This window comes from Curtobacterium sp. L3-7 (assembly GCF_048756585.1).
Taxonomy (GTDB): Bacteria; Actinomycetota; Actinomycetes; order Actinomycetales; family Microbacteriaceae; genus Curtobacterium.
The window spans coordinates 3,650,199-3,672,373 of the sequence record NZ_CP151474.1 but is presented as its reverse complement, the minus strand read 5'-3'; the positions used below and the strand labels follow the sequence as shown (position 1 = coordinate 3,672,373).

The following is a 22,175-nucleotide window of genomic DNA, read 5'->3' as shown; positions in this document are numbered from 1 at the left end:
CCTGCGATCTCGGGGTCGAGGCGATGGAGGACTGTCAACAGCTCCCGGCTGGGGTCGTGCTCGAGACGGGGTTCGTCGTGAGCGCGCTCGAGGGGTCGGATCCTCATCACCGAGCGTGCTCGGCCTTCCTCGAGCGGATCGTCCGCGCGCGCACCGCGCTCTTCTACAACGACCTCTTCGAGCTCGAGCTCCACGAGAGGGCGTTCGAACTCGGCACTCGGGAGGTCCGACGTCGGACCGGACCGCCGTCCGGTGCGGTGCGATACACGAATCCCGAGGTCCGTTCGCTCGCCGGGGACCTGCTGGATCGGTGGCACGCGGTCGTGGTTCGCGCAGACGCCGTGCACGTCGAACTGCCCAACATGCTGGAGGATGTTCGGTACTTCATGGAACGAGCCGGCCTGTCCGCGGCGCACGCCGTGCAGGCCGGCATGGTGGTCGCATCCGGGGCGGACGGCATCGCGACTGTGGAGGACCGGTTCGGCGCGGTCGACGAGACATTGGTCCGCATGTACACGCCGCAACGACTCGTCAGGAGGAGTCGCTCGCGTCGCCCGACTGCTCGGGTGACCATGTGATCGTGCGTCCCGTCGCTCAGGATGACGCCTGAGCGACGGGACCATGCGGCTGACGTCCCAGAGCGACCGCAGTCGTCGTTCGGGCGATGTGGCCGGCCGCTCAGTGCCTGCTCGACGCCAGCGCGGTGATCAGCTGCTGCTGGTTCCCGTCGCGCTCTGCCCACCGGAGCGGCAGGACGTTCTCGACGAGGATCTCGGGCGATGCGCCGGCCGACACGAGCGAGACGACCTCGGTCAGGAACGCGTCGAGCGGCATCCCGCCGAAGTCCACGCCCTCGCCCATCAGGTCGGTCGCGACGGCCGGCGGCGCGAGTTCGAGTACCGACACCGGGGAGCCGATGAGCTGCTGTCGGAGCGACAGTGTGTACGAGTGCACCGCGGCCTTCGTCGCGCTGTAGGTCGGCGTCGCGGCCAGCGGGGTGAACGCGAGGCCGGACGACACCGTGATGATCGTCGACGCCGGCTGCGCGAGCAGGTGCGGCAGGAACGCGTCGATCAGCCGGATGGTGCCGAGCAGGTTCGTCTCGATCGTGGCGACGGCGTCGTCCTGGTGCGATGCCGAGCGGAGGTCCTCGGCGCGCATGATGCCGGACATGGTGATGATCGTGTCAAGCGACGGGTACGAGGCGGTCACGGTGGCCGCCGCAGCGGTGATCGACGCCGGGTCGGTGACGTCGAGCTCGACGGTGCCGAAGCCGTGCTCGGCGGCGAGCGCGTCGAGGAGGGCGCGGCGACGTCCGCCGATGACGACGGTGCTGCCGGCCTGCTGCAGGCGGAGGGCGAGACCGAGGCCGATGCCCGAGGTCGCGCCGGGGATGAAGACGGTGGCGTTCGTGATGTTCATGCCGTCCACGATCGGGCCACCGGCGAACCCCGACCAGAGTCCGGTCATCGGGGGACCGCCGATCCCTGGCAACCGTCGCCCGGCGGGCAGCAGACTGGACACCATGGACCGCCCAGCGCTCGCCGACTTCCTCCGCCGTCGCCGCGAACTCCTGCGCCCGGAGGACGTCGGCCTCGGCACCGGTGCCAGGCGCCGGACGCCGGGGCTCCGTCGCGAGGAGGTCGCCGCACTCGCCGGGATGTCCGCCGATTACTACACGCGCCTCGAGCAGCAGCGCGGTCCGCAGCCCTCCGAGCAGATGGTGCAGGCGATCGCCAGGGCCCTGCGCTGCAGCCTCGACGAGCGCGACCACCTGTTCCGTCTGGCCGGGCACAACGCTCCCGCGCGGGTGCACCGCTCCGACCACGTCGACCCGGCGATCCTCCGCGTGCTCGACCGGCTGGATGACACCCCGGCGATCGTGGTCAGCGACCTCGGCGAGACCCTGGTCGAGAACCGGCTGGCCGTCGCACTCCTCGGCAGTGGCGTCGGACTGACGGGCAACGAGCGGTACCAGCCGTGGCGCTGGTTCATGACCGAATCCGAACGCGCCAAGTACGCGCCGGAGCAACACGAGCGACTGGCGCGGTCACAGGTCGCTGCACTCCGGGCGGCGGTCGGAGCAGCCGGACCGAGCGACTCGCGGGCGGTCGAGCTCATCGCGGACCTCGAGGCGAACAGCGAGGCGTTCCGGTCGATCTGGTCGCTGCACGAGGTCGCCAGCAGGTGGGAGGACCACAAGACCTTCGTGCACCAGGAGCTCGGCCGGATCACCGTCGACTGCCAGGTGCTGCACACCACGAGCCAGACCCAGGCGCTGCTGCTCTTCACGGCACCAGCCGGCAGCGAGGACGCGCAGAAGCTCGAGCTCCTCGGCGTGGTCGGCCAGCAGGTGTTCAGCCGCTAGCCGTGGCCGATCAGAACGGCTAGTATGTCCCATGCAGGACGCTTCGAGCCTCCCGCACCCAGCCAACGCCCCGCCCACGAGCGGGGCGTTGTGTCGTCAGGGCGGCCAGATGTACTCCTTGCACGTGATGGAACGGATCCGGCCCACGATGTCAGCCATCGCCTTCTTCGATCGCGGATCGGTCTCCGTGATGGTGTGCGATCGGTTCAGGAAGTACGTTGCGACGTCGGCGGCCTGCAGCATCCGGCTCTCGTGCGACGGGGGCGCGTGACCTCGGTACCGTGCCCGGTGCGCTTCGAGGTCGATGCCGCGGAAGACGATCGCGGCCGACGAGCGTGCGACGACCTTGGCGACGAGTCACCGAGCCGTACGGCGAGCAACACCGCGTCACACACCTGGCAACCCCTCCGACGCCGTGCCTAGGGTGGGGTCGTGAGCACTCCGCGCGTGTACGTCATCCACGAGAACCCCGAGTGGTTCCCGCCGCTCGCCGCTGCCTTCGAGGCCGAGGGCGTGCCGGTCCAGGAGATCCTCCTCACCGAGGGGCAGGTCGACCTGGCCTCCGAGCCGGAACCGGGCGTGTACTGGTCCCGGATGTCGGCCAGCTCCCACACCCGCGGCCACGAGCACGCGAAGGAGTACACCCGCGCACTCCTCGGGCACCTGGAGCGCGCCGGCCGGCAGGTCGTCGGCGGCAGTCACGTGCTCGAGCTCGAGGTGTCGAAGGTCGCACAGCACGGGCTGCTCCAGCGGGCCGGGTTCGACGTGCCCCGCACGACCGCGGTGTTCGGCACGGCACCGCTGAAGGACGCCGCCCGCACCTTCACGGACGGCCAGGACGTCCCCTTCATCACGAAGCACAACCAGGGCGGCAAGGGCCTCGGCGTCCGTCGCTTCGATTCGCTCGCGGAGTTCGACGCCTACGTCGACAGCCCCGAGTTCGAGGAGCCCGTCGACGGCATCACGCTCCTGCAGGAGTACCTGACGGCCCGCGAGCCGTTCATCACGCGCGTCGAGTTCGTCGGCGGCGAGTTCGTCTACGCCGTCCGGGTCGACACGAGCGCCGGCAGCTTCGAGCTCTGCCCCGCGGACGCGTGCGCCGTCCCGTCTGGAGAGAACAGCCCCCAGGTCATCGCCGGCGCGGTCTGCGAGGTCCCCGGTACCGGTCAGCAGAGCGCGTTCTCCGTCCGCACCGAGGTCACAGCGCAGCACCCGCTCGTCCAGCAGCTCCGGACGTTCCTCGCCGACCAGCGAATCCAGATCGCGGGCGTCGAGTTCATGGAGACGACGGACGGCCGCACGGTCGTCTACGACATCAACACGAACACGAACTACAACCCCGCCGTCGAGGAGACCGCGCCGGCCTCCGGCCCGCGCTCCATCGCCCGCTACCTCGGCGGCCTGCTGGACGCGGAGTACGCGACCGCACCGGCGCGCGCCTGACCTGACCACCCACCGGACGGGAGGCTCGGCTCGCCACCGGCACCGAGCCTCCCGTCCGTCTCCGCTCACCACCTGAGGAACCCACCACCGTGCGATTCGGATACTGGACCCCGCTCTTCGGCGGCTGGCTGCGCAACGTCGACGACGAGCACATGCCGGTCACCTTCGACTACGTGAAGCGGTTGGCGCAGCGCGCCGAGCGCATCGGCTTCGACCTGACGCTCGTGCCGGAGCTGAACCTCAACGACATCAAGGGCGTCGCGGCACCCTCACTCGAGGCATGGGCGCTCGCCGCGGCCATCGCGGCGACGACCGAGCGCCTGGAGATCATGGCGGCGATGCGGCCCGGGTACCACCTGCCGGCCGTCACAGCGAAGCAGGCGGCGACGATCGACGACATCTCCGGCGGGCGCTTCACCTTCAACGTGGTGAGCGCGTGGTGGGCAGAGGAGGCGCGCCAGTACGGCGGCATCTTCTCGGAGCACGACGACCGCTACAAGCGCACGGCGGAGTTCGTCGAGATCATGAAGGGCCTGTGGCGCGAGACCCCGTACTCGTTCCACGGGGAGTACTACGACATCGAGAACGCCCACCTGGAACCGAAGCCGCGCATCACGCCGCGCATCTACGCGGGCGGCGAGAGCGAGGCGGGCAAGGCGAGCATCACGCACTACGCGGACGCCTACGTGACGCACGGTGGCACCGTCGAGGAGCTCCGGACGAAGATCGCGGAGATGCGTCGTCGTCGCGAGGACGCCGGGCTGCCGCCCTTCGAGGCGTTCGGCATGGCCGCGTACGCGATCGTCCGGGAGACCGAGGAGGAGGCGCAGGCCGAGCTGGCGCGGATCACCGACGTGCAGCACGGCAAGGCCTACGAGTCCTACCAGGACTTCATCTCGAAGTCGCAGCTCGAGCACGTGCCGTCGCTCGAGGACTACTCGGTGTCGAACCGTGGTCTGCGGCCGCAGTTCGTCGGGACCCCTGCGCAGGTGGCGGCACGCATCCGCGAGTACGAGGACGCCGGCGTCGACACGCTGCTGCTGCAGTTCTCGCCGCAGCTCGAGGAGATGGAGCGCTTCGGCGAGCAGGTCATCCCACTGGTCCGCGCGTCGGTTCCTGCCTGATGGGGACGACGGAGGAGGACTGGGCGTTCGAGACCCGGCAGATCCGCGCCGGCTTCAAGGCCGATCCCGGGTTCGGCGGGAACGTGCCGCCGATCGCGCAGAGCGCCGCGTTCGTGTACCCGTCGTCGGAGGAGGCAGCGGGGCGCTTCATGCTCGACGTCCCCGGCCACACCTACTCGCGCGTCAACAACCCGTCGGCGGCAGCGCTCGAACGACGGATCGCGGACCTCGAAGGCGGTGTCGGTGCGGTGGCGACCGCCTCGGGTCAGGCGGCGACCACTCTGGCGATCCTCGGGGTCGCCCGTGCCGGCGCGCACGTGGTCTCGAGTGCGTCGCTGTACGGCGCCACGTACACGCTGTTCGCCTCGACGCTCCGTGACCTCGGCATCGAGTTCACCTTCGTGCAGGACCCGACGGACCTCGACGAGTGGGCGGCGGCCGTCCGTCCGGAGACCCGCGCGTTCTTCGGCGAGTCGATCCCGAACCCGCGCGGCGACGTCCTCGACTTCGCGGGCGTGGCCGGTGTCGCGCACGACGCCGGTGTCCCGCTCATCGTCGACAACACGATCGCCACGCCCTACCTCGTCCGGCCGTTCGAGCACGGCGCGGACATCGTCGTCCACTCGGCGACGAAGTACCTCGCCGGACACGGCAGTGCGATCGCCGGGCTGCTGGTCGACGGCGGCACGTTCGACTGGGCGGCGCACGCCGAGAAGTACCCGCAGCTGACGACGCTCGACTCCGGCTTCGCGGGGACCAACTTCGCCGAGCGGTTCGGGAACCGTGCGTTCATCATGCGCACCAGGACGAAGGTCGCCGCCGACCTCGGTCCCGCGATCGCCCCGTTCAGCGCGTTCCTCGTGCTGCAGGGCATCCAGACCCTGTCGCTCCGGATGGACCGGCACGTGTCGAACGCGGCGACGGTGGCGACGTGGCTGGACGCACACGACCAGGTGGACCGCGTGCACTACGCCGGGCTGCCCGACTCGCCGTGGCACCACCTGCAGCAGCGCTACGTCCCGGCAGGGCCGTCGGCGGTGATGGCGTTCGACCTCGCCGGCGGAGTCGAGGCCGGTCGGCGCTTCGTCGGTGCCCTCGAGCTGTTCGACCACGTGTCGAACATCGGCGACGTCCGGTCGCTCGTCGTGCACCCCGCGTCGACGACCCACGTGCAGATGACGACCGAGCAGCGGGCGGCAGCGGGGGTCGGCGACGGGCTGATCCGGCTGTCGATCGGCCTGGAGCACCCGGACGACATCCTGGCCGACCTGGAGCGGGGTTTCAGCGCAGCGCGCGCGGGATAGGTTGGTCGTATGACCTCGCTGGCCGCACCGACCCGCGTGCGGACGCGCGCTCCCGGCAAGATCAACGTCTTCCTGTCGGTCGGCGCCCTGCAGGACGACGGCTACCACGACGTGGCGACGGCCTACCAGGCGGTGTCGCTGTTCGAGGATGTCGTCGCCGAACCCGCCGATGACTTCTCGGTGCGGTTCACCGGACCCATCGACACGTCGGCGGTGCCCGTGGACGACACGAACCTCGCGATCCGTGCTGCCCGGCTCGTGGCCGAGTCGGCGGGGTACCAGGGCGGCGTCCGGCTGACGATCGACAAGCAGGTCCCGGTCGCGGGCGGCATGGGTGGCGGGTCGGCGGACGCTGCCGCGACGCTCCTCGCCGTCGACACGCTCTGGGGCACCGCGCTCGGGCGTGACGAACTCCTGCGCCTCGCCGCCGAGCTGGGGGCCGACGTGCCGTTCGCCTTCGTGGGCGGGACCGCAGTGGGGACCGGCCGCGGCGACGAGCTCAGCCCGGCGCTGGCGAAGGGCGAGTTCCACTGGGTCCTCGGGCTGAGCGACGACGGGCTCTCCACGCCGGCCGTGTACCGTGCGCTCGACGAGCACCGCGAGCGCTACCGGGCCGACATCGCGCCGGCCCCGTCGAACCCCGTGGTCGAGGCGAACGTGCTGCAGGCGCTGCGCGCGGGGGACCCCGACCTGCTCGCGGACTGTCTGCACAACGACCTGCAGGCACCGGCGATGCGACTGCAGCCCGCGCTCGCGAAGACCCTGGAGCTCGGGGAGAAGTCGGGAGCGCTCGCCGGGATCGTCTCCGGCAGCGGGCCGACCGTGGCGTTCCTCGTCGCGGACACCGACACCGCGCTCGAGGTCCAGGTCGCCCTGAGCGCCATCGGCATGATCGCGGTCCGCGCCACCGGCCCGGTGCACGGCGCACGCGTCGTGCACTGAGCCGCGGACCGGGACTGACGGTCCGGCGGTCAGTCGGTCAGTCGGTCAGTCGGACAGGCGCTGGAACAGGACGTGGTCCTGCCACTCGCCGGCGATCCTGAGGTAGCGCGGCGCGTAGCCGTACCGCTCGAAGCCGTTCTTCTCGAGGACCCGCTGCGACCGTGCGTTGTGCGGCAGCGTCCCCGCCTCGACCCGGTGCAGCCCGAGCTGGTCGAAGGCACGGCGGACCGCGAGCCCCACGGCCGCGGTGGCGGCCCCGTGTCCGGCGGATGCCTCGGCGACCCAGTACCCGAGCGTCCCCGACATGAACGCGCCGAGGACGATCGAGTTGATGTTCAGGCGCCCCACGACGACGCCGTCGGTGGTGATCACCAGCGGCAGCATCTGGCCCCGCTCGCGGCGTCGGACGCACGCGAGGATCTCGGCGCGCTGCCCGTCGGCGGTGAAGAACGTGTCCGGGCGCACCGGGTCCCACGGGGCGAGGTACGCGCGGTTCTCGACGAGGAGCTCGGCGAGCCGGTCGGCGTCGGCCAGTTCGATCGGTCGGACGTCGTGGCGCATCCCGGCAGCATCCCACACCGGGCAGCCGGCCGGGTTCGTGTCAGGAGGCGCGGACGTACTCGGTCATGATCACGTTGCCGGTCTTCCAGTGCTCGCGGGCGGCGAACCCGTGCTCGGCGAGGACGGACGCCGCCTCGGGCTCGGTGTTCCGCGACGTACCGCCGACGAACCACACGGTGTCGATGTCGTCGAGCCGCGCCGGGATCGTCGTGGCGAGGTCCCCGTTCTGGTTCCACAGGACGCCGGACTCCGCGCCGTTCTTCCGGACGCCGAGGTCGGTCATGCCGGTGAACGCCCACGGGTACGACACCCGGATGATGTCGGCCGTGGTCCCCGGGTGGCCGTAGACGCTCCCGAAGACCACGCCCTCGTCCGCGTCGGGTCGAGCGTCCCGGGTCGCGGCGATGATCGACGCGGCCTTCGCCCACGTCGAGTCCTGCTTGGACGTCGGTGTCTTGACGTCGTACGCGGTCGGGATCGACAGGACGAGGAGTGCTGCGACCGCCCCTGCGAGCCACACCCGCGGGCGGATCGCGGTCAGCGCCAGGGCGATCAGGACGGCGACGAACGGCAGGCTCAGGCTCGCGTACTTCGGGGAGTACAGGTGCTCACCGAGCGCGGTCGCGCCTACCAGAACGATGGTCGGGACGAGCGCCAGGGGGAGTGCGACCCGCACGGTCTGTGCACGGAACAGGTCACGGACGGCAGGAGATGTCCGGCGTGCCCGCACCAGCGCGGTGACGACGCCGACGGCCATCAGCGCCCAGGCGACCGTCGCGTAGACGTTGTCGCCACCGAACCACGCGGTGGCGAAGACCTGGGCGGCGGTCCGCGAGGTGATGCCGGCGATCCAGGCGACCTGCTTCGACTGCGACGCGACCTCGATCACCAAGGGCGACACCACGACGGCCGCGGCCACCCCGGCGATCACCCAGCGGACGAGTGCGCGCCGTGTGACCAGCGGTGCGGCCACCGTGCCACCGCGGTCCGAGAGCGCGGATCGACGGACGGCGGACCTGCGGGCCACGAGGGTCCAGAGCAGGACGACCGCGTGCGCGACGACCGCGAGCGCGAGGTAGACGTTGAGCGTCACGGCGACGACGGCGAGCGCGCCGTACGCGATCCACCACTGGACGGGGTGCCGTCCGTTCGCCCGGGTCCGTCGCACCGCCGTGAGCCCGACGAGTGTCAGACAGACCGAGAGCGCGGTGACGGTCGCGTAGGGTCGGCCTTCGCTGCCGGCCCACTGCACGCGGGGGAGTGCGATGAACACCAGGCCCGCGACGATCCCGAGTCGTCTGCCACCGAGCCGGCGGCCGAGGGCGACGACGAGTCCGGCGGCGACGCCGATGGCGAGGGCGCTCGGGAAGCGGAGGGTGAACGGCGTGTACCCGACGAGCCAGAACCACACGTGCATGAGCGCGTAGTAGAGCCCGTGCACGGCGTCCACGGAGTGCAGTTCGGCCCAGAGCTGCGGCCAGGAGCGCTGGGCACTGGTGACGGTCGCGGCTTCGTCGTACCAGAGCGACGGCACCCAGGCGAAGGCCGCCGAGACCAGCGCACCGATCGCACCGACGGACAGCTCCGGCGTCCGGACGACCGACAGGCCGAGCGCTCCGGCGGCGCCGCGCAGCCGCGAACGGACCACGGGTGCGTCGATCGGACGGGGCACCCGGATGCTGCCGGTGCGGGGGGAACTCACGCGCTCGACGGTAGCGACGGCCCCTGGGCGGGCCCCTGGGGAATCGGCGTGCCTGGCTGTGAATGTCACATTCGGATTCGGAGCCCTCACAGGAACCGACGGGTCGTGGGGACGGGTTAGGGTCTGGGCATGAGCCGCTTGCGCATCAAGGACGCCGCCCGTTACCTCGGCGTGAGCGACGACACGGTCCGGCGGCTCGTCGACAACGGGACCTTCTCGCGACTCGCCGACGACGCCGGTCGCGCGGTGGTCGACGGGCGCGAGCTCGCCACCTACGCCAAGGCCCACGGGGCGTCGCTGCCCGATCCGGCTGCACCGGTGCGGAGCTCGGCGCGCAACCGTTTCGTCGGCATCGTGACGGACCTCGTCGTCGACACCGTCATGGCCCAGGTCGAGTTGCAGTGCGGTCCGCACCGGGTCGTCTCGCTGATGAGCGCAGAGGCCGTCCGCGACCTGGGGCTCGAGATCGGGTCGGTCGCCGTCGCATCGGTGAAGGCGACGATGGTCACCGTGGAGACACCGGATGCCGACGACTGACCAGCACGAGCACCTGACCCCTGGCCGCCGTCGCCTCGGGTCCCGTACCGCAGCGCTCGACGCCGGCGGTGATCCCGTCCTCGAACGCCTGGCGTCCGCCCGTGTGCTCGTCGTCGGTGCCGGTGGACTCGGCGCCCCGGTCGTGGCGTACCTGGCCGGGAGCGGCATCGCCCGGTTGACGATCGTCGATCCCGACGTCGTCGACGCGTCGAACCTCGCCAGGCAGACGCTCTTCGGCACCGCGGACATCGGGGTGCCGAAAGCCGAGGTCGCAGCGGCCCGTGTCCGCGCCGTCGACCCCGAGTGCCTGGTCGACGCCGTCGTCGGGTCCTTCCACGCGGACCTCGTCGCCGGGCACGACGTCGTGGTCGACGCCGCGGACTCGGTCGTCGTCACGCGTGCGGTCTCGGACGCGTGCGCACGGCACGGCGTCCCGTTCGTGTGGGGAACGGCGCTCGGCTACGACGGCCAGGTCTCCGTGTTCGACGACCGCGTGGTGGACTTCCACGACCTGCATCCAGAGGTGCGACCGGACGAGGGCTCGTGCGCACTCGACGGGGTCCTGCCGGCGCTCTGCGGTGCGGTGGGCTCGGTGATGGCAGCACAGGTGACCGCGCTCGTCGCCGGGCTCGGGGAACCGCTGCTCGGTCGGGTGCTGAGCGTCGACGCCCGGCGGTGGCGATGGACCGAGAGTCCGCTCCGGCGAGGCCCTGGGTCGCGACGACCGGACGCTCCCGAGGCCGCATCCGGGAACCGCATCTCGCCGTCGGCCCTCGCTGCACGCGTCGCGGACGCCGCCGATCCCGTGGTGGTCGTCGACGTCCGAACCCCGGCCGAGCGCGCCGGTGGCATCATCGCCGGGGCGGTCCCGCCGGAGGACCTGCCGGACGACGGCGGCCCGGTGGTCGTCGTGTGCGCCCGGGGCCCGCGAGCGGTCGCCTGGGCAGCGACCGCCGATCGGCCGACGACGATCCTCGACGGAGGCATGCAAGCGTGGGTCCGCGAGGGACTCCCCACTGTGTGAACGCATCTGCGGATAGGCTGGCTCGGTCGATCCGCGGATGCGGTCAAAAGATGGGAAATCGAATGCGTACCAAGACCATCGCCGCCGCCGTCACGGCCGCTGTCGTCGCCGTCGTCCTGGCCGGGTGCAGCACGGGCAGCGCCGGCACCGACACAGCCACCGGCACCGCGAAGGACAGCAGCAGTGCGAGCGCTGTCCCGACCGGCACGATCACGGTGTTCGCTGCCGCTTCGCTGCAGAAGACGTTCACCGAGCTGGGGTCGGACTACGAGGACGCGCACCCCGGCACGACGGTGAAGTTCTCGTTCGCCGGCTCGAGCGACCTCGTCACGCAGATCCAGAACGGTGCGCCGGCCGACGTGTTCGCGAGCGCCGACGAGGCGAACATGACGAAGCTCACCAAGGCCGGCCTGATCAGCGGCAGCACCCCGGCGTTCGCCACCAACGTGCTGGAGATCGCCGTCGCCCCGGGGAACCCGAAGAAGATCACGAACCTCGACGACCTCACCGCCTCCGGTCTGCAGGTCGTCACGTGCGCGGCCCCGGTGCCGTGCGGCGCGGCGACCGAGCAGGTCGAGCAGGCTGCCGGCGTCACCCTGCACCCGGTCAGCGAGGAACAGTCCGTCACGGACGTCCTCGGCAAGGTCGAGTCGGGACAGGCCGACGCCGGGCTCGTCTACGTCACGGACGTCAAGGGCGCGGGCGACAAGGTGGACGGGGTGTCGTTCGACGAGTCGAAGAGCGCCGTGAACACGTACCCGATCGGCGTCGTGCGGGGTTCGTCGAACGTCGCGCTCGCGAAGTCGTTCAGCGCGTACGTCCGCTCGGCCGAGGGCGAGAAGGTGCTCACGACGGCGGGCTTCGGCGCACCGTGACGAGCAGGTCGGGCACGGCGGCACCGTGGTGGTTGCCGGTCCCGGCCGTGCTCGGGGGGCTGTTCGTCGTCGTCCCGGTGCTCGCGATGGTCGGCCGGGTGGACTGGACGTCCTTCGTCGCGCTCGTCACCGCACCGTCGTCCCTCACCGCACTGGGGTTGAGCCTCGGCACGGCCGCGGCCGCGACCGGCATCGCGTTCGTCCTCGGGCTCCCGCTCGCCGTCGTCTTCTCCCGCGTCCGCTCCCGCTGGGTCGGTGTCGCGCGCGCCGTCGTGCTCCTGCCCCTCGTCCTGCCACCCGTCGTCGGCGGACTCGCCCTCCTCGCAGCGTTCGGCCGGATCGGGCCCGTCGGTGGCTTCCTCGCCGACCACGGCGTCCGCATCGCGTTCACCACGGCGGCGGTCGTGATGGCGCAGACGTTCGTCGCGATGCCGTTCCTCGTGTCGGCGATCGAGGGCTCGCTCCGGATCGGCGGCGACCGGCTGGAGCGCATCGCGTCCACGCTCGGTGCCGGTCCGACGCGGGTGCTGTTCACCGTGACGATCCCGCGTGCCCTGCCCGGCATCGCGTCCGGCCTGGTGCTCTGCTTCGCCAGGGCCCTCGGTGAGTTCGGTGCGACGCTGACCTTCGCCGGCAGCCTGGAGGGCGTCACCCGCACCCTGCCGCTGGAGATCTACCTGCAGCGGGAGGTCGACCCGGACACGGCCGTCGCGCTGGCACTCGTGCTCGTCGTGGTCGCGGTCGTCGTGATCGGGCTGACCTCGATCCGTACCGGAGCCCGGGCGGCCTGGTCGTGAGCGGGCTCCGCGCGCACGTGGTCCTGCGGGACCGCGACGTCGATGTGGTCGTCGAGGTGGGACCGGAGGAGTGCGTCGCGGTCATCGGGCCGAACGGCGCCGGCAAGTCGTCGATCGTCGAGGCCGTCGCCGGCCTGCTCGCACTCGATGCCGGGTCGATCGACATCGACGGCAGGGCGCTCGACGGCGGCCGTCGACCCGTGCCACCGCACCGACGGCGGGTCGGACTGGTCGCGCAGCGCTCCGACCTGTTCCCGAACCTGTCGGTGGCGGGCAACGTCGGCTACGGTCCGCGGTCCACCGGAAGGCGCGGACGGGAGGCACGGGTCGCCTCCGACAGGGCCCTGGCACTCGTCGACGCGGTCGGGTTGGCCGACCGCGACCCCGCGACCCTGTCCGGCGGGCAGGCGCAGCGCGTCGCGATCGCCCGAGCACTCGCCGCCGACCCCGCCGTGCTCCTGCTCGACGAGCCCACCTCCGCGCTCGACGTCGAGGCGCGGGGCAGCGTGCGTGCGGCCCTGGCGACCGCGATCGCCGGGCGCCCGAGCCTGCTCGTCACGCACGACCCGATCGAGGTCGTCACGCTCGCGACCCGGGTGCTCGTCGTCGACCGTGGTCGGGTCGTCGAGTCCGGCACGACCGCCGAGGTCCTCGGGCGTCCGACGAGCGACTTCGGTGCCGCGTTCTCCGGACTGGTGCTGCTCGCCGGGACCGCCACCGCTGGTGGGATCGCGCTCGACGGCGGCGGCGAGCTGACGGGACGGACGCGGGTCGAGCCTCCAGGCCGCCGGTGTCTGGTGGCCTACCACCCGACGGCCGCGGTCGTCGGCCCTGACGGCACCGGGCTGCTGCGGACCGTCACGGCGCTCGAGCCGCGGGACGGACTCGTGCGCATCCATGCGCAGGAGCTGGTCGCGGACGTGACCGCGTCGGCCGCCAGCAGGCTCGGGCTCGCGGTCGGTGACGACGTCCGGATCGCGGTGCCGGTCGGCGAAGTGGACGTGTACGAACCGCGACGGTGACAGGATTGCCCGGTGACGAGGATCCTCCGGGCGTGGCCCATCGCAGTGCCCGTGATCGCCGCGATCGTGCTCGTGGTCTCCTTCGGCCGGCACGACCTCGGGACGGCGGTCGTCGTCCTCGTCGCGGTCGTCCTCGCCGGCACGGTGCTCGCGGCCGTGCACCACGCGGAGGTCGTGGCGCACCGCGTCGGCGAACCGTTCGGGTCGCTCGTGCTCGCCGTCGCCGTGACGATCATCGAGGTCGCCCTCATCATCGCGCTCTCCAGCTCTGGCGGAGCCAAGGCCGAGACACTGGCACGGGACACGGTCTTCTCCGCGGTGATGATCACGATGAACGGGCTCGTCGGGCTCGCGATCCTGATCGGCACCCTGCGGCACAACACCGTGCGGTTCAACCAGGAGGGCGCCTCCGCCGCGACCATGACCGTCGCCGCGCTCGCGGTGCTGACGCTGGTGCTGCCGACGTTCACCACCGGCACCTCCGACTCGTCGTTCACCGCGGTCCAACTCGTGTTCGTGGCGGTGGCGTCCCTCGCGCTCTACGGGTTGTTCGTCGTCACCCAGACCGTGGCGCACCGCGACTTCTTTCTGCCGGTGAACCGGTCGGGCGGGGTCCTCGAGGAATCCGAGGACACCCACGCCGACCGTCCAGCCGGACGCGCGACGCTGATCTCGCTCGGGCTGCTGCTCCTGGCGCTCGTGACCGTGGTCGGCCTGGCGAAGGTGGAGTCGCCCGCGATCGAGGCCGGTGTCGCCGCGGTCGGGTTCCCGCCGTCGTTCGTCGGTGTCGTGATCGCGCTGCTCATCCTGCTGCCGGAGGGCATCGCGGCGTCGAAGGCCGCTGCACGCAACCGGATCCAGACGAGCCTGAACCTCGCGATGGGATCGGCGATGGCGTCGATCGGGTTGACGATCCCGGCGATCGCGATCGCCTCGTTCTTCACCGACGGGGTGCTGCTGCTCGGCCTCGGGTCGGCGCAGATCGTGCTGCTCGCGCTGACCATCGTCGCCGCGGTGCTCACGGTGCTGCCCGGACGAGCGACGCGGCTGCAGGGCGGGGTCCACCTGGTGATCTTCGCCGCGTTCATCGTCCTGTCGGTCAGCCCGTAGCGCGCTGCCCTGCCCAGCGGGTCAGCCGTCGGCGGGTCAGCCGTCGGCGGGTCAGCCGCCGGCGAAGGGCGGCATCACGTCGACCAGTGCGACACCGGTGAGCGGGGTCGACCGGTCGCGGGTGCTCACGCCGTCGACCAGGTACGAGCACCGCTCCTGCAGGGCCGTCCAGCGCTCGGGGTCGTCGGCCCGCACGGCGCGCAGGGCGTCGTCGAGCGTGTGGGCGTCCGTCGTGGTCTCGTCGAGGCCGACGGCAGCGCGCGCCGCGGCGAAGAACCGGATCGTCGTCACCTCAGCCGCCGATCGCGCTCATGCCACGGGACGGGTGCACCATGCCGTCGGCGTCGTCCCCGTGGTCCCGCGGCTTCGCCCACATCGCACGCCGCCACAGGTCGAGCACGTCGGCGTCCGACGCGCCAGCGCGCATCGGGCCGAGGAGGTCTGACTCGTCGTCGGAGAACAGGCAGCTGCGGACGTGGCCCTCGGCGGTCAGGCGGGTGCGGGTGCAGTCGGCGCAGAACGACTCGGTGACGCTCGCGATGACGCCGACGGTGCCGAGTTCGTCGCCCGTGGACCGTGCGACGACGCGGAACCGTTCGGCGGGGGCACCGTCCCGCGGGGCGTCGTGCGGCGTCAGCACGAAGCGGTCGCCGAGCAGCGCACGGGTCTCGGCAGCGGTGACCATGTCGTCGCCGTCCCAGGCGTGTCCGGGGTCGAGCGGCATCTGCTCGATGAAGCGGAGCTCGTGGCCGCGGTCCAGGCACCAGGCGAGCAGGTCGGGTGCGAGGTGGTCGTTCACCCCGCGGAGCAGGACGGCGTTGATCTTCACGCCGAGTCCGGCGTCGTCCGCGGCGGCGATCCCGTCGAGGACACGGTCGAGGAACGGCCGACGGGTGACCTCCGCGAACACGTCGGGGTCGACGGTGTCCAGCGAGACGTTGATCCGGTCGAGTCCGGCGGCCCGCAGATCGGCGGCGCGTGCGGCGAGCCCGATCGCGTTGGTCGTCAGCGAGACCTCCACCCCGAGCGCAGCGGTCCGGGCGATGACGTCCGCCAGGTCACGGCGGAGCAGCGGTTCGCCGCCCGTGAAGCGGACCTTGCGGATGCCGAGGTGCGCTGCGCCCAGACGGACGAGCCGTTCGATCTCCGCGGCGGTCATGAGCGATTCGTTCGGGATGACCGGGAGCCCCTGCTCCGGCATGCAGTACGTGCAGCGGAGGTTGCACCGCTCGGTGAGGGACACACGGAGGTCGACCGCCCGTCGGCCGAACCGGTCGAGCAGGCCGTCGTCGTCCGGCCGGTCGGGGAGCCGCGCGGACGGCTGCCGGACGCGACGGAGCAGTCCCGTCGACGGGAGCATGCGAGCCGTCATGGCAGCGATGATACGGCGGGTCGCCGGTCGCGCACCGGGAGCAGGCGCCGGTCGCGCCCAGGGATGAGCCGGTCGCGCCAGCGGATCCAGTCCGACCGGTCCGTCCGGATGAGCGTCACCACCACGATGACCAGGATCGCTGCGCCGAGCCACCAGCGGTACGCGTCCACCGACGGCCACACACCACGCAGGGCGATCGCGAGCGCGATGGACATCCACTCCCACCGGCCCGAGAGCACCACGAACGGGACCAGGAGCAGCGCGTACCAGGGGTAGCGCGGCGTCACCGCGAGGAAGGTCACGCCGATCATCAGGACCTCGCCTGACCACGGTCGGCTCGGGTCCGAGAGCCGCCACGCGAGCACCGCCGCGACGAGGGCGACGAGCGCGACGATCACCGTGCCGAGGTCGCCCTTCGCGACGAGCGACACGAGGGCGAAGCGGGAGCCGTCCTCGTACCCTTCCTCGGTCAGGTAGCCGGGCAGGTACCCGAGCACCTTCGCTCCGGTCGACGCGACGTAGGGGACGTAGAGCAACCCGAACACGGCGATGCCGACGGGCACCGCCCACCAGTTCCGCCACCGGCCGAGCAGCGCCGGGTAGACGATCGCCGGGATGAGCTTCGTGCACGTCGCGGCGCCGAGCATGACCCCGCCCCAGATCGGCCGGCCGAACGCGACCAGCACGGCGCCGGCGGTCGCGAGGGCCGCGCCGACGACGTCGACGTGGGAGTTCGTGACGGCCTCGGACGCCACGAGCGGGCACCACGCCCAGAGCGCCGCCCACCAGGCCGGACGGCCGATGCGGCGCAGGACGACGAGGAGTCCGACGGTGACGCCGAGCGAGACGAGCAGCCCGGCGAGCTGGAACGGCCAGTACTGCACGGTGGCCGGCACGGCGAAGCGCACGAGCGCGAACCACAGCTCGGCCATCGGCGGGTAGATCGTCGGCACGTCGGGGCGATTGATCGCCGTGCAGTGGCCGGCTGCACCGTCCCCGAGCCCGCGGTACCGCGGCTGGAGCGGCTCGCACGTGCCGTTCACCTTGTCCGGGAACAACCACTCCGGACGGAGGCCGTACAGCGCGGTCGACTGCGGCGTGTGCGCGTACGGCGAGACCCCGGCGTGCTGGACGATGCCGTCCCAGGCGTAGCGAGCAGAGTCGGTGCTGGTGTTCGGCTGACCGACCATGGCGGCGAGCCCCACGACCACGGCGCCGCCGAGGACGATGATGGTGACCAGACGAGCCGGGACGAACCGGAGCCCGACGACCGCGACGACGAACACCGCCCAAGCGATCAGGGTCCACGCAACGAATGGTTGTCGATGACCGGACCGGAGGAACCCCAGATGCGTGACCCCGAAGGCGATGACGCCCGCCAGGGCCAGCACACCGAGGACGGCGAGCACGGTCGGGAGCAGGGTGCCGGGACGCAGACGCATGGTCCGTCGAGGCTACCGACGTTCATCCGGCAGGGCCTCCACGATGCCCGGTCCGCGATGGCCTCCCCGAACCGGAACGCCCGATCGGCGGTCGTCATCGGACGGCTGCTCGGCATCGCGTTCCTGATCTGCTTCGGGACCGGCGTCTACAGCCACCTGCTGCAGGACCCGCTGCCCGGGATGCGCTTCCCGACCAGGCCCGTGCAGCTCTACCAGTTCACGCAGGGGCTCCACATCACGGCGGGGATCGCGATCATCCCGCTGCTCCTCGCGAAGCTCAACACCGTGATGCCCGCGTTGGCCCAGGACCCGCCGGTGCGGAACGTCCTGCACTTCCTCGAGCGTGCGTCGATCGCGGTGTTCGTCGCGGCGTCGATCGTGCAGGTCGCGACCGGGCTCGTGAACACGTTCCAGTGGTACCCGTGGCCGTTCCCGTTCCGGCAGGTGCACTACGCGCTGGCGTACGTCATCATCGGGTCGCTCGTGATCCACATCGGCGCGAAGCTCCGGGTGATCAGCCGCTACTGGCGGAAGCGGGACTCCTACGACGCGGACGGCCGCTTCGTGCACGACGACACCGTCGGCAGCGAGCTGCCGGCGTACGACGCCACCGCGGCGTACCCGCGGGGGATCACCGGCCGCGTGATGCGGTGGGCCGACGGGGCGGAGCCGAACCGAGCCTCCCATCCGGAACCGACCGCCGGTCGACGTGAGCGGATCGCACGTCGCGGCTTCTTCACGGGCATCGCGGCCGCGACCGCCGGCGTCGTGGTGCTCACCGCCGGCCAGTCCTCGAAGCTCGCCGAGCCGTTCAACGTCTTCGCGCCCCGCAAGCGGCACATCGGTCCCAACGGGCTCCCGGTGAACCGGACCGCGCGGGCAGCTGGCGTCCTGGCGACCGCGACCGCAGCGGACTGGTCGCTCACGGTGGCCGGTCCCGCGGTGACGAGGATGTTCTCCCGCGCCGAGCTCGTCGCGCTCGGGACCACCGAGGCGGCGTTGCCGATCTCGTGCGTCGAGGGATGGAGTCAAATGGCGACCTGGAAGGGAGTCCGGATGCGTGACCTGCTCCGAGCGGTGCAGGCCGACCCGTCCTCGCACGTGCGGGTGACCAGCCTGGAGCGCCACGGCGGCTACCGGATCATGGACATGGGGCCGGAGTACGCGTCCGACCCGACGACCCTCGTGGCGCTCGAGCTGAACGGTGCGACGCTCGATCTCGACCACGGATTCCCCGCGCGGATCATCGCGCCCGGGCGGCCCGGCGTGCTGCAGACGAAGTGGATCGCGAAGATCGAGGTGCTCTCGTGAAGGCCGCGCGGATCGTGCTCGTCGTCGTCGGGGTCCTCGTGATCGCGTTCGGCGCGTACGTCATGGTCACCACCGTCCGTCCGAACCGCATCGGGGGCCTCGCGACCTGGCTCCTCGGCGCGGTGATCCTGCACGACGCGATCCTGTCGCCGTTCGTGGTCCTCGTCGGTCTCGGACTCCGCCGGGCCGGCCGTGCGCTCCGTCTGTGGGTCCTCGTGGTGGTGCAGGCGGCCGTCGTGCTCGGGAGCGTGCTGGCGCTGGTCGTCCTGCCGGAGATCGCCGCGAAGCACCACGGTGCGAAGAACCCCACGGTGGTGCCGTTCGACTACACCACGCGGTTGCTCGTCGTCGAGGGTGCGCTGCTCCTCGTGGTCGTCGCCGTGCTGGTCGTGGGGTGGCTGACAGCGCGACGGAACTCCAGGGTGGTTGAAACGACAACCATTTCGTAGGATGGGAGCATGACCGACGAGACCCCCTGGCTGACGCGCGAGCAGCTGCGTGCCTGGATGAAGCTCGTCGCGGTGATGGAACTCCTGCCGGCAGCGCTCGACCAGCAGCTCCAGCGGGACGCCGACCTGACCCACTTCGACTACATGGTCATCGCCATGCTGTCCGAGACCGAGGAGCGCACCCTCCGGATGTCCGCCCTCGCATCGGCGACGAACGCGTCGCTCCCGCGGCTGTCGCACGTGGTGTCCCGGCTCGAGAAGCGCGGGCTGGTGGCGCGCTGTCCGTCCGCCGACGACCGCCGCGCGACCGACGTGCGGCTCACGGACGCCGGGTACGCGACGATCGTGGAGGCAGCGCCCGACCACGTCCGCACCGCCCGTCGCTTCGTGATCGACGCGCTGACCGACGAGCAGGTCGCCCAGCTCGACGGCATCGCGAGGTCGCTGCTCACCACGCTCGACCCCGACGGGCGCTTCGCGGCGCTGACCTACCCCCGGGACGACGACGACGCGGCCATCTGCGAGGCGCGGCTGACCGGTACTGCGGCCGACTGACGCGGCCGTGGCGGCGCGGACGGGTGCAATAGGCTCGGCGACATGAGCCAGCCCGACGCAGCGTCCGACACGTACAGCTACCTCGGACCCGCCGGCACCTTCACCGAGGCGGCGCTCAAGCTCGTCGACGCGGCTGCCGGCAAGCCATGGCGGAGCGTCAACAACGTCGGAGAAGCGCTCGACGACGTGATGTCCGGCCGCTCCGTCGGTGCCGTCATCGCGATCGAGAACAGCGTCGACGGCGGCGTCAGCGCCACGCAGGACGCCCTCGCCCGGATCCCCGGCGTGCGGATCGTGGGGGAGTACCTCGTCCCCGTCGACTTCGTGCTCGTCGCCCGGCACGGCACCGCGCTCGCCGACGTCCGCACCGTGAACGCGCACCCCGTCGCCTACGCCCAGACCCATCGCTGGCTCGAGACCAACGTCCCCGGGCACGGCCACATCCCGGCCTCGTCGAACGTCGCCGCCGCCGTCGCCCTGCTCGACGAACACCCCACGGCCGACGCAGCCGTCGCCCCGCCGGGGATCACCGACCACCACGACCTCGCCGTGCTGGCGAGCTCGATCGGCGACAACGCCAGCGCCGTCACCCGCTTCGTGCTCGTCTCGAAGACGCTGAGCATCCCGGAGCGCACCGGATCGGACAAGACGAGCGTCATCGTCGAACTGCCCGCAGACCACCCCGGTGCGCTCGTCGACATGCTCGAGCAGTTCGCCACGAGGGGCATCAACATGGGGTTGCTGTCCTCGCGGCCGATCGGGGACGAGCTCGGCCGCTACCGGTTCGTCATCGACCTCGACGGGCACGTCGAGGACGAGCGAGTCGCCGATGCCCTGCTCGGCCTGCGTCGGTTCAGCCCGCGCGTGACGTTCCTCGGGTCCTACCCGCGTGCGGATCGGCTGGAGTCCGAGGTGCCACTGCGCTACTCCGACGAGGCGTTCGTCGAGGCACGGGACTGGCTCCGCGCGATCGTCTCCGGCGAGCCCGACCCGCGCTAGGAGCGCTTGCGCGCGGCGCGGCCGGTCGGCTCCGCGGGCTCCGGCACGCGGACACGGAGCGACCCCGGGTCGATCCGCGCCCGGAACGCCGAGATCTCGCCGACGGGGTCGCCGTCGATCTCGAACTCGTCCGGCTTCTCGAGCCGCAGCACGAACTCCTCACCGCGCAGGTAGCGCAGCGGCCGTTCCTGCTTGGCGCGGGTGATGATCCGACGCCCGACGAACGTGTTGCCGAGCGTCGAGCGGCGGAACCACCGGAGGATCGCGTTCTCCCAGAAGATCCGCGCACCGATCCGCACCCAGCCGAAGAACCCCCGGGGACGCATGACCACGATGTCGAAGACCCCGTCGTCGATCTCGGCCTCCGGCAGGAGCATCGCGTTCGCCTGGAGCATCCCGCAGTTGCCGACGATGACCGAGTGCCCGCGGACGGACTTCGTCGTGGACTCGTCGAGCCGGTACCGGAAGTCGAACCCGTCGATGTCGCGCACGGACCGGAACAGCGAGTCGACGTAGGCGAGCCACCCGACGCGCTTCTTGAGCCCGGGGCGGGTGTTCGCGAGCATCCGGGCATCGAGCCCGAGCCCCGCCATCACCAGGAAGCCGTACTGCTCGCGGTTACCGTCCGGACGCTCGAGTCCGAGGATCCCGAAGTCGATCGGCCGGTCGGTCCCGTGGAAGATCGCGTGGGTGCTGGCGTCCAGGTCGTCGAGGGGCAGCTTCATGTTGCGGGCGAGCAGGTTGCCCGTGCCGCTCGGCAGCAGCGCGAGGGAAGCATCCGAGCCGTGCACGACCTCGCCCACCGCACGCACGGTCCCGTCCCCGCCGGCAGCGGCGATCACGTCGGCGCCGGCATCGAGGGCTTCACGGGCCATCCCTCCGCCCGGGTCCTCCTCCGTGGTCTCGAACCAGAGGGTGGTGTTCCAGCCGGCTTCCTGTTCGTACTTGGCCACCGTCTCCTTGAGGGTCGGCAGGTGCACCTTGACCGGGTTGTAGACCACGGCCGCAGTGCGGTGCTCGGTGGCGAGGGCGTCCGACTGCGCGGGCGCGGTCTCCGAGGGCGATGACATGGCTCAACGGTACCGGCGGGGCCTGCGTGTCGCGCCACGCGCTCTGGTCGCGACCACAACCGGACGGGAGGCTCGTGGCCGTGTCCGCCACGATCCTCCCGTCCATCCCGGTCTGGCTAGGATGAACGCCGGAATCGACGCTGCATTGACCCCCGGCTGCGCACACCG

The 22,175-nt window shown here is 71.4% G+C and carries 24 protein-coding genes; 16 read left to right on the top strand and 8 right to left on the bottom strand.

Annotation, left to right across the window (positions count from 1 at the left end; translation table 11 throughout):
* The first annotated feature begins 56 nt into the window (after window positions 1–56).
* Window positions 57–578: a hypothetical protein gene (locus tag AAEP80_RS17580; RefSeq protein ID WP_420365320.1), complete on the top strand. Its 522-nt coding sequence runs from the start codon at window positions 57–59 to the stop codon at window positions 576–578.
* 100 nt (window positions 579–678) lie between these two features.
* On the opposite strand, the gene AAEP80_RS17575 is transcribed toward AAEP80_RS17580, so the two are convergent.
* Window positions 679–1,422: an SDR family oxidoreductase gene (locus AAEP80_RS17575; RefSeq protein WP_420366889.1), complete on the bottom strand. Its 744-nt coding sequence runs from the start codon at window positions 1,420–1,422 to the stop codon at window positions 679–681.
* A gap of 103 nt (window positions 1,423–1,525) precedes the next feature.
* Here AAEP80_RS17575 and AAEP80_RS17570 point away from each other — a divergent pair, with 103 nt between their 5' ends.
* Entirely contained in the window at window positions 1,526–2,368 is an 843-nt protein-coding gene (locus tag AAEP80_RS17570) for a helix-turn-helix transcriptional regulator (RefSeq protein ID WP_420365319.1), read from the top strand.
* 96 nt (window positions 2,369–2,464) lie between these two features.
* Here AAEP80_RS17570 and AAEP80_RS17565 read toward each other — a convergent pair whose 3' ends face one another.
* Window positions 2,465–2,611 carry a hypothetical protein gene (locus AAEP80_RS17565; protein ID WP_420365318.1) on the bottom strand — a complete coding sequence of 49 codons (147 nt, stop codon included), beginning with the start codon at window positions 2,609–2,611 and terminating at the stop codon, window positions 2,465–2,467.
* Between the two features lie 189 nt (window positions 2,612–2,800).
* Here AAEP80_RS17565 and AAEP80_RS17560 point away from each other — a divergent pair, with 189 nt between their 5' ends.
* The 4 genes from AAEP80_RS17560 to AAEP80_RS17545 all read left to right on the top strand — a co-directional run bounded on the left by AAEP80_RS17560 (window position 2,801) and on the right by AAEP80_RS17545 (window position 7,181).
* The gene (locus tag AAEP80_RS17560) at window positions 2,801–3,811 is read left to right on the top strand and encodes an ATP-grasp domain-containing protein (protein ID WP_420365317.1); all 1,011 of its coding nucleotides are present in this window, start codon (window positions 2,801–2,803) and stop codon (window positions 3,809–3,811) included.
* Window positions 3,812–3,900: 89 nt separating this feature from the next.
* The gene (locus tag AAEP80_RS17555) at window positions 3,901–4,935 is read left to right on the top strand and encodes an LLM class flavin-dependent oxidoreductase (protein WP_420365316.1); all 1,035 of its coding nucleotides are present in this window, start codon (window positions 3,901–3,903) and stop codon (window positions 4,933–4,935) included.
* On the top strand, window positions 4,935–6,239 hold the full coding sequence (locus AAEP80_RS17550; RefSeq protein ID WP_420365315.1) for an O-acetylhomoserine aminocarboxypropyltransferase/cysteine synthase family protein: 1,305 nt from the start codon (window positions 4,935–4,937) through the stop codon (window positions 6,237–6,239). Before AAEP80_RS17555 ends, AAEP80_RS17550 begins: the two co-directional genes overlap by 1 nt.
* 9 nt (window positions 6,240–6,248) lie before the next feature.
* A complete protein-coding gene (locus tag AAEP80_RS17545; RefSeq protein WP_281265541.1) occupies window positions 6,249–7,181 on the top strand; it encodes a 4-(cytidine 5'-diphospho)-2-C-methyl-D-erythritol kinase in 933 nt (310 codons plus the stop codon).
* 45 nt (window positions 7,182–7,226) lie between these two features.
* On the opposite strand, the gene AAEP80_RS17540 is transcribed toward AAEP80_RS17545, so the two are convergent.
* Window positions 7,227–7,742, bottom strand: a complete 516-nt coding sequence (locus tag AAEP80_RS17540; protein WP_413601197.1) for a GNAT family N-acetyltransferase — start codon at window positions 7,740–7,742, stop codon at window positions 7,227–7,229.
* Between the two features lie 40 nt (window positions 7,743–7,782).
* Window positions 7,783–9,444 carry a glycosyltransferase family 39 protein gene (locus tag AAEP80_RS17535; protein ID WP_420365314.1) on the bottom strand — a complete coding sequence of 554 codons (1,662 nt, stop codon included), beginning with the start codon at window positions 9,442–9,444 and terminating at the stop codon, window positions 7,783–7,785.
* A 129-nt stretch (window positions 9,445–9,573) separates the two neighbouring features.
* Between AAEP80_RS17535 and AAEP80_RS17530 the strand changes: the two genes are divergently transcribed.
* The 6 genes from AAEP80_RS17530 to AAEP80_RS17505 all read left to right on the top strand — a co-directional run bounded on the left by AAEP80_RS17530 (window position 9,574) and on the right by AAEP80_RS17505 (window position 14,809).
* On the top strand, window positions 9,574–9,981 hold the full coding sequence (locus AAEP80_RS17530) for a TOBE domain-containing protein (RefSeq protein WP_420365313.1): 408 nt from the start codon (window positions 9,574–9,576) through the stop codon (window positions 9,979–9,981).
* Window positions 9,968–11,005 (top strand): ThiF family adenylyltransferase, encoded by a 1,038-nt coding sequence (locus AAEP80_RS17525; RefSeq protein ID WP_420365312.1) that lies wholly within the window; start codon window positions 9,968–9,970, stop codon window positions 11,003–11,005. Before AAEP80_RS17530 ends, AAEP80_RS17525 begins: the two co-directional genes overlap by 14 nt.
* 62 nt (window positions 11,006–11,067) lie before the next feature.
* On the top strand, window positions 11,068–11,880 hold the full coding sequence (modA, locus tag AAEP80_RS17520) for a molybdate ABC transporter substrate-binding protein (protein WP_420365311.1): 813 nt from the start codon (window positions 11,068–11,070) through the stop codon (window positions 11,878–11,880).
* Window positions 11,877–12,677, top strand: a complete 801-nt coding sequence (locus AAEP80_RS17515; RefSeq protein WP_281265535.1) for an ABC transporter permease — start codon at window positions 11,877–11,879, stop codon at window positions 12,675–12,677. Before modA ends, AAEP80_RS17515 begins: the two co-directional genes overlap by 4 nt.
* Entirely contained in the window at window positions 12,674–13,699 is a 1,026-nt protein-coding gene (locus AAEP80_RS17510; RefSeq protein WP_420365310.1) for an ABC transporter ATP-binding protein, read from the top strand. Before AAEP80_RS17515 ends, AAEP80_RS17510 begins: the two co-directional genes overlap by 4 nt.
* A gap of 12 nt (window positions 13,700–13,711) precedes the next feature.
* Window positions 13,712–14,809, top strand: coding sequence for a calcium:proton antiporter (locus AAEP80_RS17505; protein ID WP_281265533.1), 1,098 nt, complete (start codon window positions 13,712–13,714; stop codon window positions 14,807–14,809).
* 51 nt (window positions 14,810–14,860) lie between these two features.
* Here AAEP80_RS17505 and AAEP80_RS17500 read toward each other — a convergent pair whose 3' ends face one another.
* From AAEP80_RS17500 to AAEP80_RS17490, 3 genes are read right to left on the bottom strand one after another with little or no spacing between them, the layout of a single operon-like run.
* Entirely contained in the window at window positions 14,861–15,100 is a 240-nt protein-coding gene (locus AAEP80_RS17500) for a MoaD/ThiS family protein (protein WP_281265532.1), read from the bottom strand.
* A 1-nt stretch (window position 15,101) separates the two neighbouring features.
* Window positions 15,102–16,181, bottom strand: coding sequence for a GTP 3',8-cyclase MoaA (moaA, locus tag AAEP80_RS17495; RefSeq protein ID WP_420365309.1), 1,080 nt, complete (start codon window positions 16,179–16,181; stop codon window positions 15,102–15,104).
* Window positions 16,178–17,623: a glycosyltransferase 87 family protein gene (locus tag AAEP80_RS17490; RefSeq protein ID WP_420365308.1), complete on the bottom strand. Its 1,446-nt coding sequence runs from the start codon at window positions 17,621–17,623 to the stop codon at window positions 16,178–16,180. The genes moaA and AAEP80_RS17490 overlap by 4 nt, the downstream gene beginning before the upstream one ends.
* A 57-nt stretch (window positions 17,624–17,680) precedes the next feature.
* On the opposite strand from AAEP80_RS17490, the gene AAEP80_RS17485 reads away from it, so the two are divergent.
* The 4 genes from AAEP80_RS17485 to pheA are packed head-to-tail and all read left to right on the top strand — an operon-like array spanning window position 17,681 to window position 20,937.
* A complete protein-coding gene (locus tag AAEP80_RS17485) occupies window positions 17,681–18,934 on the top strand; it encodes a molybdopterin-dependent oxidoreductase (protein ID WP_420365307.1) in 1,254 nt (417 codons plus the stop codon).
* Window positions 18,931–19,383, top strand: coding sequence for a hypothetical protein (locus AAEP80_RS17480; protein WP_281265528.1), 453 nt, complete (start codon window positions 18,931–18,933; stop codon window positions 19,381–19,383). Before AAEP80_RS17485 ends, AAEP80_RS17480 begins: the two co-directional genes overlap by 4 nt.
* Before the next feature lie 9 nt (window positions 19,384–19,392).
* Window positions 19,393–19,938 carry a MarR family winged helix-turn-helix transcriptional regulator gene (locus tag AAEP80_RS17475; RefSeq protein WP_420365306.1) on the top strand — a complete coding sequence of 182 codons (546 nt, stop codon included), beginning with the start codon at window positions 19,393–19,395 and terminating at the stop codon, window positions 19,936–19,938.
* Window positions 19,939–19,980: 42 nt separating this feature from the next.
* Complete coding sequence (gene pheA, locus AAEP80_RS17470) at window positions 19,981–20,937, top strand: prephenate dehydratase (RefSeq protein WP_281265526.1); 957 nt, start codon at window positions 19,981–19,983, stop codon at window positions 20,935–20,937.
* Here the strand turns inward: pheA and AAEP80_RS17465 are convergent.
* Entirely contained in the window at window positions 20,934–22,007 is a 1,074-nt protein-coding gene (locus tag AAEP80_RS17465; protein WP_420365305.1) for a diacylglycerol/lipid kinase family protein, read from the bottom strand. The genes pheA and AAEP80_RS17465 overlap by 4 nt on opposite strands.
* Window positions 22,008–22,175: the final 168 nt, after the last annotated feature.

Bases quoted from the DNA above. Each gene is read 5' to 3' on its own strand.
- AAEP80_RS17575 (WP_420366889.1), bottom strand. From the start codon at position 1,422: ATGAACATCACGAACGCCACCGTCTTCATCCCCGGCGCGACCTCGGGC.
- AAEP80_RS17570 (WP_420365319.1), top strand. From the start codon at position 1,526: ATGGACCGCCCAGCGCTCGCCGACTTCCTCCGCCGTCGCCGCGAACTC.
- AAEP80_RS17565 (WP_420365318.1), bottom strand. From the start codon at position 2,611: ATGCTGCAGGCCGCCGACGTCGCAACGTACTTCCTGAACCGATCGCAC.
- AAEP80_RS17550 (WP_420365315.1), top strand. From the start codon at position 4,935: ATGGGGACGACGGAGGAGGACTGGGCGTTCGAGACCCGGCAGATCCGC.
- AAEP80_RS17545 (WP_281265541.1), top strand. From the start codon at position 6,249: ATGACCTCGCTGGCCGCACCGACCCGCGTGCGGACGCGCGCTCCCGGC.
- AAEP80_RS17540 (WP_413601197.1), bottom strand. From the start codon at position 7,742: ATGCGCCACGACGTCCGACCGATCGAACTGGCCGACGCCGACCGGCTC.
- AAEP80_RS17530 (WP_420365313.1), top strand. From the start codon at position 9,574: ATGAGCCGCTTGCGCATCAAGGACGCCGCCCGTTACCTCGGCGTGAGC.
- AAEP80_RS17525 (WP_420365312.1), top strand. From the start codon at position 9,968: ATGCCGACGACTGACCAGCACGAGCACCTGACCCCTGGCCGCCGTCGC.
- modA (WP_420365311.1), top strand. From the start codon at position 11,068: ATGCGTACCAAGACCATCGCCGCCGCCGTCACGGCCGCTGTCGTCGCC.
- moaA (WP_420365309.1), bottom strand. From the start codon at position 16,181: ATGACGGCTCGCATGCTCCCGTCGACGGGACTGCTCCGTCGCGTCCGG.
- AAEP80_RS17490 (WP_420365308.1), bottom strand. From the start codon at position 17,623: ATGCGTCTGCGTCCCGGCACCCTGCTCCCGACCGTGCTCGCCGTCCTC.
- AAEP80_RS17485 (WP_420365307.1), top strand. From the start codon at position 17,681: ATGGCCTCCCCGAACCGGAACGCCCGATCGGCGGTCGTCATCGGACGG.
- AAEP80_RS17475 (WP_420365306.1), top strand. From the start codon at position 19,393: ATGACCGACGAGACCCCCTGGCTGACGCGCGAGCAGCTGCGTGCCTGG.
- pheA (WP_281265526.1), top strand. From the start codon at position 19,981: ATGAGCCAGCCCGACGCAGCGTCCGACACGTACAGCTACCTCGGACCC.
- AAEP80_RS17465 (WP_420365305.1), bottom strand. From the start codon at position 22,007: ATGTCATCGCCCTCGGAGACCGCGCCCGCGCAGTCGGACGCCCTCGCC.